The following is a 14,302-nucleotide window of genomic DNA, read 5'->3' as shown; positions in this document are numbered from 1 at the left end:
AGGCTAATATCGGTATTTAAATTGCTAATTTTATTATCATTTTTACTTTAATTTATTTCGGCATGCTATAAAAGGGAGGACATACGGTGGACAAACGAGTATTATTCCGGATACAATTGGCTTATGTATGTACCTTTAAATATATATTAGCACTTATTAACCATTATTAACAGACATGTATAACAGGCGTAAGTTTATTAAACTATCGGCCATTGGCGCGTCCATGGCTTCCATTTTCCCACGTATCGTTAAGGCCGATCCGGAAACGGGCGGCAAATCTACTTTACCGGTAGTTATCTCTACCTGGGATTTTGGTATCGCCGCCAACGCGGGTGCCTGGGCAGTATTAAGTAAGGGCGGCCGCGCGCTCGACGCCGTTGAAGCCGGCGTTAAAATACCCGAAGCTGATATGAAAAACCATACTGTTGGTCGCGCTGGTTACCCGGATCGCGACGGCTTTGTTACGCTGGATGCCTGTATTATGGACGAGTTTGGCAATTGCGGATCGGTAGCGGCGATGGAGGATATTGCCCACCCTATTTCTGTTGCCCGCATGGTGATGGAGAAAACCCCGCACGTAATGCTGGTAGGCGACGGTGCCCGCCAGTTTGCCATAGAGAACGGCATGAAGAAGGAGCATTTGCTGACGCCTGAATCGGAAAAGGAATGGAAGAAGTGGCTGAAAAAAGCCGAGTATAAACCGGTAATGAACATTGAGAACCAAATGCCCGGCAGTAAGTATAATCACGATACCATTGGCATGCTGGCGCTGGATAGCAAGGGAAATATATCGGGCGCGTGCACCACCAGCGGTATGGCCTTCAAAATGCATGGCCGCGTAGGCGACAGCCCTATTATTGGCGCGGGCCTGTATGTAGATAACGAGGTGGGCGGCGCGACATCAACCGGTGTGGGCGAAGAAGTGATCCGCAACGTGGGCAGCTTTTTGGTGGTTGAACTGATGCGCCGCGGTTATAGCCCGGAGGACGCTTGCCGCGAAGCTGTTAACCGCATTATTAAAAAGAAGCCGCAGACTGCTAAGGAGATACAGGTGGGCTTCCTGGCTATCAACAAAAAAGGTGAATATGGGGCTTACGCCATACAGAAGGGATTCTCGTTCGCGGTGTGTAACAAAGAAAAACAAGACCTTTTGATAAAAGGAAAGAGCTTTTATAATAGTTAATGCGTATCTTTATAGTTTAATTAGCTAACCCTACATTAACTATAAACATCGGCCTAAACATGATTTCATTAGAGGTATGCGCCAACTCTGCAACATCAGCTATTTCAGCACAAACGGGCGGCGCCGCCCGGGTTGAATTATGCAATAACTTACACCAGGGAGGCACCACCCCATCATTAGGCCATATTATAATTGCCCGCAAGGAACTCAGCATTAAACTTTACGCCCTCATCAGGCCACGCAGCGGCGATTTCCTGTATACCGCAAACGAGTTTGAAGTAATGATAGAAGACGCGCGCATGTGTATCGATCATGGCTGCGACGGTTTAGTTTTCGGCATTTTGAATAAGGATGGCAGCGTGGATATAGAACGCAATCTGCAATTGGCCAGCCTTGCCCGCAAACATGGTTTAGGTGTTACCTTTCACCGCGCCTTTGATGTTTGCAACGACCAGGAAAAGGCTTTGGAAGATGTCATCAAATTAGGCTTCGAACGCATTTTAACTTCGGGCGGCAAATCGAGCGCCATGGAGGGTGCCAGTGCAATCCGCCAATTAAAGGAAAAAGCCGCCAACCGCATCATGATCATGCCCGGGGGTGGCATCAGCGAAAGCAACCTGAGCCACCTGGTACGCTTCACCGGTATTACCGAATTCCATTCCTCTGCCCGCTCAATCATTCACAGCGATATGCAATTCCGGAATGATAATATTATGATGGGCAGCCGCTTTGTGGATGAATATGCCACCTACGAAACCGATGTTTTAGTGGTGAAGAAGCTTATCGCAATAGCGAATGGGTTGTTAATTAAATAGTCATTTCGCTGCTGTCATTAGTCATTGCACTAAGTGTTTAAAAATGCCGAATGCATTTGACCAATGACTAAAAAAGCGTCAGCGGCACGATCAACTCTATCCTGTTCCTCCCATATCCCCCAAACAGATCATCATCCAGCAAATGACTATACCTGATGCCGAAGGTAATGGGCACCTGGTTAAACCATGAGGTATCAAAATAAACCTCGCCGCCTACGGTGCGGAACTTGGCTTTGAAAGTTGTTCCGTTTGTATAGAAATCGTTGGCGTGGGTATAATCAAAAAACAGGTTGCCACGCAGGCGGGTAAGGTAAATGGTATTGGCAAAGCCGGCATCGGGATAAGCGATTGGGAAGTGATAGTTCACACCAAATTTTTCCAGTTGGTACAAGTTCTCGGCAGTGTACCCGCGCGAGAACGGGAAGTTATTGGAGAAGCTGATCACGCTATTACGGTTCTTTTGCTGGAAGGCCCCGGTCAACACCAAATTATGATTGATTCCGATGCCTGGCAAATAAAGCGCGCCCGATGCCAGGAACTGGTTGGCCGTAACGCCCGACATGGCATATTTATAATTGAGCGTAAGACTTTGTCCAAACCGCGGGTAAATATTTTGTTTCGCTTTGCTGATGCGGTTATTAATAGAGATGGTATTGTTAAGATAAGTATAAGTCCTGTCGGCAAACATGCTACGGTAGGCTGATTGGAAACTGGTGGTATTATAAACCACATCGGTACCAAACGACAGGTTGGTGATATTGATACCATTGGTAAACACCAGCGGCACCTGCGCGCCAACGCGGGCCTCGGCCTCGTTCCAGTAAACATCGCTGCCGCGGTAAAAACCCTTCCTGTCGACCACGTAATTTACCGAACCATGCAGATATGGATACAAGTCGCCATACACTCCACCAAAGCCAAATTCCTTATAACCTTCATCGCGGTTATAATTAAACAGCAGACTGCTTTGAAAGGTGTTCAACACGTTTTGTCCCTCTAACGATATGGAATAGTTAGGGTCGTCAAACGATGGGATAAGGCTATGGAAGTTAAACAGGTGATAAGCCTTATTATATTTCGTCACCGGTAGCGGTTCATCCTTAACCTTTACCAATACATCCGATGCACTATCCTTAGCTACAGAATGAATACCGAGATCCGATAAAGTGCTGATGCTGGTCGCCGAAATATCGTTCCATTTTACCGACGATTTATCAGTTTCGTGAATTTGATAACCAGCAGCAGTAAAGCTTACCCAGGCCATTTTACCATCGGTTACAGCCGGTTGATAATTTCCGATACTGCCTTTCATCTCCGCATTATCCAAAAGGTATAATTTACGGGTCTTAATTGCCAGAGCAAATAGTCGGTCGTTTTCGCCCATGCTGGCAGCGAAATAAATAGTATCGTTTTTCACCGTCGGGAAGCCGGAGATGGCAGTTTTGAGCAGGTGGTTTACCCTACCGGTTTTGATATCGATGAGAGACAGGTACATGTCGCCATCCTTATTCCGGATAGCAGATACCAATTGGTCATCGCCATAAAACTTTGGATAAGTGTAGAAAATACCGTCCGGATTAGGTACCTCCTCAAGCACCTTACCATCGGTAGTATTCAGGATGTGTATGGTGTTCTTGCCCGATGTTGCCACATCAACAGTTATTATTTTGCGGCCATTTTGGCTAAAATCAGGGGCAAAATACCGGGTATGGCGGCTTAATTGTTGTTGCTGACCGGTATTAATATCCAACAGGCGCAGGTCGCTGTAGGTGCGGTAGCCCCAGCGCGGGTCTATCTGGTAGGCGGCGTAAACTATCTTATCTCCATGAGCTGCAAAGTAATTATCTATGGAGATATCCCTCACCCTAATATCACTTTCATTATCGCCTTTCCGCATCACAAATACCGGGCGATGATCGTAGGTGCTCTTCATATACACCATCACCCCGTCATTCACAAAGGCAGGGTATTCCTGGTCGGCTATAAAGTGCTGCTTCTTGTCGACTGTCTGCTCTACCCTATCTGCCGAAAATTTCTGCTTAAACGACTGCAACGCGTCTGTACGAAATTTTGTAAAATCGATACCTGCATTCTTCTTAACCGCGCTTTGGAAAGGGTAAAATAAAGAGTGATAAGCGGCAGCATCATGCGTAACATTCTTCCAAAACTGGTTGCCGTATTTTTCGCGGCCATAGCTTACCAGCATATAGCCCAAAGGGTAATGATCGGGGATGAAATCGACATACGATCCATTGCGCAGCTTCATGTAACTGTAATTCTTCCCCGCTGCCCACAATGCCCGGTAGCCATTAAAAAAATATGGGATACGGCCACGGCCCTGACTGCTTACCAGTGTTTCGTTATAAACGGCATCACCCTCAAAAAACCAGTTAGGGACGGCTAATTCGTTACCCAAAGCCTGCCCGCCCTCGCCAAAGATTACCTTTAGACCGTGCGACAGGCCTACGTTAAAATTATTGTACTGTTGCACATGGCGGTACTCGTGAATAGCCAGTTGATCCACCCAGTTCAAGCTGCCAAGTTCAAAACTATTGTGTTCGGGTGTTAGGTAAAATTCGCTGCGGAACGGGGCTAAACCCACATACGCGTTTGATATGGTATTTTGATTTTGCAGCAAAATGCTCACCTGCCTTTGCTTAAAGCCAATGGTAGGCTGCACGGCGCCGTTCATCCGGTGGATGATGTCGGCCACTCTCCTGCCCGCGCTGTCCATCCCCACCGGGAAGATCACTTTGGCTTCGGGCGTGTTCACCTGGTTCCATTTAATGGATGGCGGGTTGCCGCCAAATTCCTGGGCATGAGTGGTTACAGCAGTTCCAGCTATCAGCAGCCACAGCAGCAATAGTTTATGGGAATAGTTAGGTTTAATCATTATCATGAAATTAGGAACAAAATAGCTATAAAACAATTAGCTGAAGCAATTCACACTAACATGACACTCCATCGCGCAAAACTCGCTACATTTGCCGCTTGTTAACGTGTTTACATGGCTAAAGTTTCTATCAACCTGGCAACAGGTTCATTGCAAAAGGAAGATATTATTGTAGGGATAGATTTGGGTACCACTAATTCGCTGGTGGCGTTCATCAATCCTGATAAAGACCCGCAGGTAATTAATGATACCGGTAAAGGCGTTTTGGTGCCGTCAGTAGTGCATTTTGGCACGGCAGGCGACATCACCGTAGGTAATGATGCAAAGGAATATCTGACCACCGACCCGGCCAATACCATCTTCTCGGTTAAGCGTTTACTGGGCCGATCTTACCACGATATAGAAAATTATAAAGACTTCTTCTCCTACAAGGTGATCGACGATAATACTGAAAGCCTGGTGAAAATAAAGGTGGGTGATAAGTTTTACACCCCTATTGAACTTTCGGGTATGATATTAAAGGAACTGAAGGATCGTGCTGAACATGCTATTAAAACGCCTGTCAACCGCGCCGTGATCACCGTTCCGGCTTATTTTAATGATAGCCAGCGCCAGGCCACCCGCGACGCAGGTAAACTGGCCGGACTGGATGTTTTACGCATTGTTAACGAGCCGACAGCCGCCAGTTTAGCCTACGGCATCGGTTTAGATCCCGAAGAAACCAAGACCATTGCCGTATACGATCTGGGCGGCGGCACCTTCGATGTTTCCATCTTACAGATCCAGAACGGTATATTTGAAGTACTTTCTACCAACGGCGATACCTTTTTGGGTGGCGATGATTTTGACCGCACTATTGTTAATTACTGGATAGAACAAAACAAATTAGATAAAGCGGCTATCGCTGCCGATTCGGGCCTGATGCAGCAAATGCGTCTGAAAGCCGAGGAAGCTAAAAAGGCATTCGCGCACCAAAGCCTGTTTAACGAAAAGATAGGCGAGATCTGGTGTACGCTGGATCGTAATACATTCGAAAGCTTGATTTTGCCTAAAGTACAGCAAACCATAGATTGCTGTAAAAACGCGCTGAAAGATGCCGGTTTAGATGTTAAAGCCATTGATGAGGTGGTGATGGTGGGCGGCTCTACCCGTACCGCGCTGGTTAAAAAGATGGTGTCGGAGTTCTTCGGCAAAGCTGTTCACGATGACCTTAACCCTGATGAGGTGGTTGCCCTTGGCGCTGCCATACAGGCCGATATTTTAGCCGGAAACCGCCGGGATATCCTGTTGCTGGATGTTACCCCATTATCCCTGGGTATCGAAACTATGGGTGGTTTGATGGATGTCATCATCCCGCGTAACTCTAAGGTACCAACAAAGGCCGGTCGCCAGTATACTACCTCCATAGACGGCCAGGTGAACATGAAGATAGCCGTTTACCAGGGCGAGCGCGATCTGATCAAAGAGAACCGCAAACTGGCCGAGTTCGACCTAAAAGGCATCCCGGCCATGCCGGCAGGCTTCCCTAAGGTGGATATTAATTTTTTGCTGAATGCCGATGGCATTTTGAAGATCCAGGCGATAGAACTGCGCTCGGGCGTAAAACAGGAGGTGGAGGTTACCCCTACCTACGGTATTACCGACGACCAGGTGGAGCAAATGCTGATGGACAGCATCACCCACGCTAAAGGCGACGTAGCCGAACGCATGGTAATTGAAGCCCGCACCGAGGGCGAACAGATGATCTACCAGGCCAAACGCTTCATCGAAAAGAATACAGAATGGCTTTCTATTGCCGAAATATCGGAGACGCAAAAACTAATGGATGTTTTACAGGCTTCCTTAATATCGGGCGATAAAGACCTGATGCATAAAAACATAGACACTTTAAATGAATTTACCCGCCCCTTTGCAGAGCGCTTGATGGATCAGGCCATTGGCCAGGCCATGCGCGGGAAGAGTGTGGAGAACCCGGATGGGGATGATGGGGAGCAGTAAACAATAGGCAGTTAGCACTTATAAACAACTTGTCATTGCGAGCGATAGCGCGGCAATCTCATAGGACATACAACGAGGACCTGCCTATGAGATTGCCGCGTCGCCCCACTACACATACCTCGCTGCTCCTCGCAATGACAATGAGGCTAAACAGAAAAAGGCGCTTAATGCGCCTTTTTCTGTTTAATCATAGCTTCTTACTCCGCAACAACCTCCTGCTGCAAAGCCTTCGGCCTGCCGTTTTTAAAGGCTTCGCGGGGCTTTAAGCCCAATATCTCAAACATCGCCATATCCGTATCGAAAGAAGGGTTTGGCGTGGTCAGTAGTTTATCGCCTGCAAAAATAGAATTAGCACCTGCCATAAAGCAGAATGCCTGCTCTACTGTGGTCATCTCCGTACGGCCGGCTGATAACCTTACTACCGTTTTAGGCATCACAATGCGGGCAGTAGCCACCATGCGCACCATATCCCAAACAGATACCTTCGCTTGGTCGGCCAGTGGGGTGCCTTTAACCGGAACCAATGCATTAATCGGCACAGATTCAGGATGTTGCGGTAAGTTACTTAAAGTTTTTAGCATAGAAATACGGTCTTCAACCGTTTCACCGAGGCCGATGATGCCACCACTGCAAACGCTGATCTTGGCTTTGCGCACGTTATGCAAAGTTTGCAGGCGCTCATCATAAGTACGGGTGCTGATAATGCGTTTATAATCTTCTTCGGATGTATCCAGGTTATGGTTGTAGGCGTACAGGCCGGCATCGGCTAAGCGTTGCGCCTGGCTTTCGGTGAGCATGCCAAGCGTGCAGCATACCTCCATATCCAATTCGTTAACAGCCTTTACCATATCTATCACCTTATCAAAATCCTTATTATCGCGTACCTCGCGCCAGGCAGCGCCCATGCACAGGCGCGATGCGCCACCAGCCTTTGCCTTTTCAGCAGCGGCAACAACTTCCTCCTTCGGTAAAATGGCATGTACGTTTACCCCTGTATTGTAACGCGCCGCCTGCGGGCAGTAAGCGCAATCTTCGGGGCAACCGCCAGTTTTTATCGATATCAGCGAACTGATCTGCACTTCGGCATAATCCTTATTCTCGCGGTGGATGGTAGCAGCCTGGTAAATCAGGTCTAATAATGGGGTGTTGTATATTTCGGCTATCTCTTCTTTAGTCCAGTTATTGCGTACTTCAGTCATATCAAATGTCGTTTTCAGGGTTCAAATTTATAATAAAAGCTTACTTGCCAACCATAGTGGCAGCAAAAAACCAATACAATCTGTAAAAGTGGTAATAATTATAGATGATGCAACAGCCGGGTCTATCCCTACCCGCTTCAATATCAACGGGATACCCGATCCTGTTAACCCAGCCACAATCAGGTTGCCTGTCATGGCTAAAAACAATACCAGGCCCAGCATAGGGTTGGCATCATAAAAAAAGGCAAAAAGCAATACAATTAAGCCATTCACTGCACCGTTGGTCATCCCTACTAAAAATTCTTTTAATACGGTATTGTAAGCCTGCTTATCGGTTAGGTCGCTTAGCGAAATACGCCTGACTGTTACCGCCAGCGCCTGGGTAGCTGAGTTACCGCCCATTCCGCCAATAATTGTTAAATAGGCTACAATAGCCGGAACATCTTTTTCAACCCCCTCGTAAGACCGGATCACAGATGCCGCCAGAAAAGCTGTAGCCAGGTTTATAATAAGCCACGGCAGACGGCTTTTTACCGCGTCCTGCCAGTTACCGCTCAGTTCCTCATCTTCGGATACACCGGAGATCTTCAGAATGTCCTCGGTGTTTTCCTGCTCCATTACGTCGATGATATCATCAACCGTAACCCGGCCAAGCAGGCGCATATTATCATCCACCACGGGGATACTGGTGAGGTTATATTGCGATATCAGGCTGGCTACCTCCTCCTGGTCAAGGTCGACCTTAACGTAAACAAAATCGGTGATCATCAGGTCGGACACCATGGCCGAGGCCCGGGCCTTAATGATATTCTTTACCGATACGATGCCCTGCAAAACATCCGAATCATCAACCGCGTAAATGGTATAAAACTCCTCCATCTCCTCCGATTGGCGGATGACCTCATCCAGTGCGTGCTTTTTATCCAATTTGATGTTTACACGGATCAGGTCGGTGTTCATCAGACCGCCCGCCGTATCTTCCTCGTAACTTAACAGCGCGCGGATGCTGCTGGCATCGTCCTGGTCAATATCAGCTAATATGGCCTGCTGGTCTTCCTCGTCAAGTTGCGAGATAATGTCCGTAGCATCGTCATAATCCAGTTCTTCTACGATCTCCGAACGCTTTTCCGGATCGAGACCAACCAACAGTTCGCCGGGGTTATGCTCCTCGTCCATTTCCGAAATAACTTCAGAAGCGATATCAGCAGGAAGAATGTTGATTATACGTTCGCGATCCTCCACGTCCAGCTTCTCGAACAGGATGGCAATTTCGGAGGAGTGGTATTCCTGCAAAACCGCTTCCAGGCCGGCATCTGTACCCTCCAGGGCTTCCCGCAGTTTTAGCAGGTCGGATTTATTGATCTCGAACGATTGCATACAGCGGCAAATTACGCATTATTGGGCAAGCCGGCAATAAAAAAAGGGCTACAAAATAGCCCTTTTCAATTAACTGATCTATTGTTACTGGTATTTACGCAACCTTGTTGAGTTTGTAGGAAGTATTATCATGACTGATCACCAGTTCATCGCTATCCATCGATTCGATCATGATCATACGGTCGCCGCTGCGATCATAATTGTGTATTAGCAGGTAAAGGCTGTCTTCGTTTTTTATAACGCGAAAAGGCGATACCGTTGTGCCCCATACACGGTCGTGCTCGTAGGTTTTTATCTTCAGCAGGTAATGCGCAAAATCAAATTCGAAGCGCTTATCATTCTCCTGGTAAATGCCAATAGGTAAAGTTGTTTTCATAGCCAATTGTAAGGTTTGTTTTTATAGGATAAGAGGATAACAAAGCCGCTAACAACTTGTTTTAAAGAAGTTTAGTTTTTTTGAAGATTTTTTACGCGGTGTAATTAAACACGGCTTTTACACCGGCAATCCCCTCCAGCCTGCCCAAAACCTGGTTCACCTGCATCTTGCGGATGGCGAAGGTAATACTGCAATTATTATCGAACGACTGGTTCAGTACGGTCAGTTGATCGTCCTTAATTACTTTCATCACCTCGTTCATTTGCAGGTAATCAAAATTGATGGTATAAATATCCTTAACGGTTTGCTCGATCACCTCTGCTTCGGTTAGGGCCATTTCGGTTGATGTTTTGTAGGCGTTGATCAACCCGGGAACCCCCAATAGTGTACCGCCAAAATAGCGTACTACAACTACCAATATATTTGTGATATTTTTAGAAAGTAATACATTCAGGATAGGCCGACCTGCGGTCCCTGATGGTTCGCCATCGTCGTTCACCCTGAATACCGAACGGTCGGGGCTTAAGCGCATGGCCCAGCAATGGTGGTTAGCTTTGGGATGTTCGGACTTTAATTTAGCGAGTGTCTCCTTTATTTCAGCCTCTGTGCAGATAGGATATGCAAAAGCCAAAAACTTGCTGCCCTTATCGCGAAAGATGGCTTCGGCAGGTTTGGCTATAGTTTGGTAAGTATCGTCAAAAAGCATTAATGTGTTTGCGTATAAGTAATAATAACTATAGCAATGATAGCCAACACTATACCAATTTTGTTTAAAGTGGTCAGCTTCTCCTTGAACACCACCATGCCGATTATCGTTCCCAACGTGATCACCCCGATATTCATGGCTGAAAATACCGTTGACGGATTAGCCGATAAAGCCTGGTGTGCCTTCAGGTAAAACAGGATATTGCCAAAATTGGCCACGCCCAGCACCCAGCCAAAGAAGATATGCCGCAATGGAGATTTTAAGCGCCCGGTAAACACCATCCATGCCAACACAATTAATGATAACACAAACGAACCGAGATAAGCAAAGAAAAGTGACACCGGGAATGGCACGCCCTTAAACGTGGCCATTTGCTTAAACAGGATATCGATAACGCCGAAGCCTACAAAAACCACCAGCAGGTAGATCCATGCGCTGCCGTTGTTGTCGCGGTCGCCGGTTTGCTTGCTCCAGGGGATGGCGCATAAAATGGCCGCGAAGCCAACTATAAGCCCTGCAAATTTCCAGGCGGTAAACGCTTCGTTAAACAACAGAAAGGCCGCAGTAAGCGATATAAACAGTGATAAGCGCTGCGCTACATCTGTGCGGGCTATACCTGCCGTTTTAACAGCCATCCCGATCACTACAAAAAGCGAGGGTAACAATACAGCCAGCGAGCCGTATATAGACACCGGCGCACCCTGCACATTGTTTAATACCGGGCGATAGATCAACCAGGTGAGTATCATGGCCATGGAATAATTCCAGGTGATGGCCTGAAAGATATCGATGCTATACCGTTTTGCCAGCTTCAGCAAAACCGATACGATGACGCTGCAACAAACACTTAATAAAACGTAGATCATGTAAAACGTGTCAGCTATTAAAGATGATCTGTAATTGGTCAGACCCTATTATATATTCTTCGTATTTAACTCCTTTAATTAAAGGCGATTGAATACCATTACCTAAAATTTTATTACCGGTAAAAACACGGGCTTCGTCCCAAAGACCGGCGGCTATAAACGAGTTTAAAGTAGCAGCTCCACCCTCAATAATTACCGATTGCACATCCTGCAGGTACAGTTGAAACATGATGTATTGCGGCACATAGTTATCAAAATCCTCCAGGGCGATGTACTTTATCCGGCCGTCAATATCGGTCTTAATTTCGTTAAAAACGAATGTTTCCACCGACTGATCGAATAAGTGCAGATCGTGGCTTAATTCCAGTCGCCGGTCTATCACCACCCGTTTTGGCGACCGGCCTTCCCATTCGCGTATATTCAGTTGGGGGTTATCTATACGGGCGGTGTTTTTGCCTACCAGTACAGCGTCTTCCTCACTCCGCCACTTATGCACCAACTTGCGGGCTTCGGGGCCGGTGATCCAGTATTGACTATCGTCATCAGGCGCGAAAAATCCGTCCTGGGCTTGCGCCCATTTCAGGATGATGTAGGGTCGTTGCTTTTGCACCCGGGTAAAGAATCGCCGGTTCAGATCCAAACATTCCTGTTCCATTACGCCGGTAATTACTTCAATTCCTGCTTCCTGTAACTTCTCTATCCCTTTACCATTCACCTGATTAAATGGATCACGACAACCAACTACAACGGTTGGAATACGATGCTTGATGATCAGATCGGCACAGGGCGGTGTCTTGCCATAATGCGCACAAGGCTCCAGCGAAACATAGATGGTTGAGGCCTGTAACAATGCTACGGCATTATCATATTTGCTTAAAACGCTGTTAACCGCGTTCACCTCAGCATGAGGGCCGCCGTATTTTTGATGATAGCCCTCGCCAATGATATCGCCATCATGAACGATAACCGCGCCCACCATAGGGTTGGGACTAACGTAACCAGCGCCTAATTGGGCAAGTTCTATACAACGCTGCAAATATTTATGGTGGACAGACATGGCACAAAAGTAGCTTTTATGTTTCTTTGTTGCATGAAAACCGTAAAGGATGTGTTAGGCCGCTATAAGCAGGAATTAATTAGCGTATACGATCAGCAGGAAGCAGAAGCGATAACCCTATTAGTTTTAAGCGAATTATTAAATGCATCAAAAGCAAAACTTAAAGCCTTTCCCGAAACAAGCACCGATGAACAGCAGGAAGAGTTGGAAATTATACTGCAGGAATTAAAGACCGGCAAACCCGTGCAATACATACTTGGCCATACCGAGTTTTACGGCTTATCATTTAATGTCAACCCGTCGGTATTGATACCTCGCCCCGAGACTGAGGAACTGGTGCAATGGGTTATTCAAAGCATCGATAAGTCGCCCAAACCCATCCAAAATATACTGGATATCGGTACTGGTAGCGGCTGCATCTCTATTTCTTTAAAAGAAAATAAGTCTAATATTCAAATATTTGCAATCGATATATCAACTGAAGCTTTAGAAGTTGCGAAAGGTAATGCTTTGCTCAATCAAGTCGATGTAAATTTTATTGAAGCCGATATTTTGAACTTCAATACGTCCATTGAGTTACCTAAATTTGATATCATCATCAGCAACCCACCTTATGTTACACTGGCTGATAAACAACGGATGCACCGCAACGTAACCGACTTTGAACCGCACACCGCCCTATTTGTCCCGGAGCAGGATCCGCTGGTTTTTTACAAAGCCATAACAGATTTTGCCAGGTTGTATTTAAACGAAAACGGCCTGCTGTTCTTCGAGATCAATGAAAGCCTTGGCAGGGAAACGGTTGAAATGATCGCGGATAAATCATTTAAAAACATAGAGTTAAGGCAGGATATGTCGGGCAGGGACAGGATGCTAAAGGCAGAGATTTAAGATCTCCCCAATGACCAATGACTTAACTCCTCGGATGAAACTCAATGATCGTACTACGTAAAAACTCCCGGTCAAGATGCGTGTAGATTTCGGTGGTGGTAATACTCTCGTGCCCCAGCATTTCCTGTACAGCGCGAAGGTCGGCCCCACCCTCAATTAAATAGGTGGCGAACGAGTGGCGGAATGTATGCGGACTAATGGCCTTTTTTAAGCCCGTAGCGACCACCAATTGCCTAATGATAATAAATACCATCTCCCGGGTTAAATGGGCGCCCCTGCGGTTTAAAAACACGTAATCGTCTTCGCCTTTTTTAGGATGCGTATGCACACGCACTTCATCCAGCCAAATAGTGAGCGCTTTTTTGGCCTCGCTGCCAATAGGGATCAGCCTTTCCTTACTCCCTTTGCCGGTAACTTTAATGAAATCGATATTGAGGAACAGGTTTGAGATCTTTAGGTTGGTCAGTTCGGATACGCGCAGGCCACAACTGAACAATACCTCCAGTATGGCCTTATTGCGCGGCCCCTCGGGTTTGGATAGGTCTATCGCTGCTATTAGCATATCGATATCTGCTATCGTCAGTACCGCGGGCAACTTGCGCCTGGTCTTGGGGGCCTCCAATAATTCAGATGGATTGATGTCGATAACATCATGCATCAGCAGGTACTTGTAAAAGGTTTTCACCCCCGATACAATACGGGCCTGGGTGGTGGGGATCATTCCCAACTCACCCAACCAAACCATAAAATTTCTTAAATCAGTTAAAGTAACAGTTTCAGGTTTTATCCTAGGCGATTGTATATCAGAAAATTGATATAGTTTTTCTATATCCCTTTCGTAGGCCAGGATGGAATTTTCGGCCAGCGACCGCTCTAACTTCAAATACGATCTAAAACCTTTTATCGCGGGTTGCCAGTCCAATTGATATTTTTTTTATGTT

12 protein-coding genes are annotated in these 14,302 nt (G+C 46.6%); 4 read left to right on the top strand and 8 right to left on the bottom strand.

From position 1 onward, the window contains the following. Nucleotides 1-223: 223 nt before the first annotated feature. Nucleotides 224-1,183, top strand: coding sequence for a N(4)-(beta-N-acetylglucosaminyl)-L-asparaginase (locus HQ865_RS08675; RefSeq protein WP_394353376.1), 960 nt, complete (start codon nucleotides 224-226; stop codon nucleotides 1,181-1,183). 59 nt (nucleotides 1,184-1,242) lie between these two features. After that, nucleotides 1,243-1,998 (top strand): copper homeostasis protein CutC, encoded by a 756-nt coding sequence (locus tag HQ865_RS08670; protein WP_173414517.1) that lies wholly within the window; start codon nucleotides 1,243-1,245, stop codon nucleotides 1,996-1,998. 67 nt (nucleotides 1,999-2,065) lie between these two features. Here the strand turns inward: HQ865_RS08670 and HQ865_RS08665 are convergent, their stop codons facing one another. Next, nucleotides 2,066-4,891: a hypothetical protein gene (locus tag HQ865_RS08665; protein WP_173414516.1), complete on the bottom strand. Its 2,826-nt coding sequence runs from the start codon at nucleotides 4,889-4,891 to the stop codon at nucleotides 2,066-2,068. Nucleotides 4,892-5,005: 114 nt separating this feature from the next. Here HQ865_RS08665 and hscA point away from each other — a divergent pair, with 114 nt between their 5' ends. After that, nucleotides 5,006-6,889, top strand: coding sequence for a Fe-S protein assembly chaperone HscA (gene hscA / locus HQ865_RS08660; RefSeq protein ID WP_173414515.1), 1,884 nt, complete (start codon nucleotides 5,006-5,008; stop codon nucleotides 6,887-6,889). Nucleotides 6,890-7,086: 197 nt separating this feature from the next. Here the strand turns inward: hscA and bioB are convergent, their stop codons facing one another. The 6 genes from bioB to ribD form a co-directional block, all read right to left on the bottom strand. After that, a complete protein-coding gene (gene bioB, locus HQ865_RS08655) occupies nucleotides 7,087-8,088 on the bottom strand; it encodes a biotin synthase BioB (RefSeq protein ID WP_173414514.1) in 1,002 nt (333 codons plus the stop codon). Nucleotides 8,089-8,115: 27 nt separating this feature from the next. Continuing rightward, entirely contained in the window at nucleotides 8,116-9,465 is a 1,350-nt protein-coding gene (mgtE, locus tag HQ865_RS08650) for a magnesium transporter (protein ID WP_173414513.1), read from the bottom strand. Nucleotides 9,466-9,559: 94 nt separating this feature from the next. Further along, nucleotides 9,560-9,841 (bottom strand): hypothetical protein, encoded by a 282-nt coding sequence (locus HQ865_RS08645; RefSeq protein WP_173414512.1) that lies wholly within the window; start codon nucleotides 9,839-9,841, stop codon nucleotides 9,560-9,562. A 91-nt stretch (nucleotides 9,842-9,932) separates the two neighbouring features. Beyond that, nucleotides 9,933-10,547 (bottom strand): IMPACT family protein, encoded by a 615-nt coding sequence (locus HQ865_RS08640; protein WP_173414511.1) that lies wholly within the window; start codon nucleotides 10,545-10,547, stop codon nucleotides 9,933-9,935. Continuing rightward, the gene (locus tag HQ865_RS08635) at nucleotides 10,547-11,413 is read right to left on the bottom strand and encodes an EamA/RhaT family transporter (protein WP_173414510.1); all 867 of its coding nucleotides are present in this window, start codon (nucleotides 11,411-11,413) and stop codon (nucleotides 10,547-10,549) included. The genes HQ865_RS08640 and HQ865_RS08635 overlap by 1 nt, the downstream gene beginning before the upstream one ends. Nucleotides 11,414-11,423: 10 nt before the next feature. Next, the gene (ribD, locus tag HQ865_RS08630; protein ID WP_173414509.1) at nucleotides 11,424-12,470 is read right to left on the bottom strand and encodes a bifunctional diaminohydroxyphosphoribosylaminopyrimidine deaminase/5-amino-6-(5-phosphoribosylamino)uracil reductase RibD; all 1,047 of its coding nucleotides are present in this window, start codon (nucleotides 12,468-12,470) and stop codon (nucleotides 11,424-11,426) included. 33 nt (nucleotides 12,471-12,503) lie between these two features. Here ribD and prmC point away from each other — a divergent pair, with 33 nt between their 5' ends. Then, a complete protein-coding gene (gene prmC / locus HQ865_RS08625; protein ID WP_173414508.1) occupies nucleotides 12,504-13,361 on the top strand; it encodes a peptide chain release factor N(5)-glutamine methyltransferase in 858 nt (285 codons plus the stop codon). Nucleotides 13,362-13,383: 22 nt separating this feature from the next. Here prmC and HQ865_RS08620 read toward each other — a convergent pair whose 3' ends face one another. After that, nucleotides 13,384-14,283 (bottom strand): site-specific tyrosine recombinase, encoded by a 900-nt coding sequence (locus HQ865_RS08620; protein WP_173414507.1) that lies wholly within the window; start codon nucleotides 14,281-14,283, stop codon nucleotides 13,384-13,386. Nucleotides 14,284-14,302: the final 19 nt, after the last annotated feature.

The sequence above is a fragment of the Mucilaginibacter mali genome (genome assembly GCF_013283875.1).
In the GTDB taxonomy this organism is placed as follows: domain Bacteria; phylum Bacteroidota; class Bacteroidia; order Sphingobacteriales; family Sphingobacteriaceae; genus Mucilaginibacter; species Mucilaginibacter mali.
Note: the sequence above shows the minus strand (reverse complement) of the source record. Positions and strands in the feature narration are given on the sequence as shown.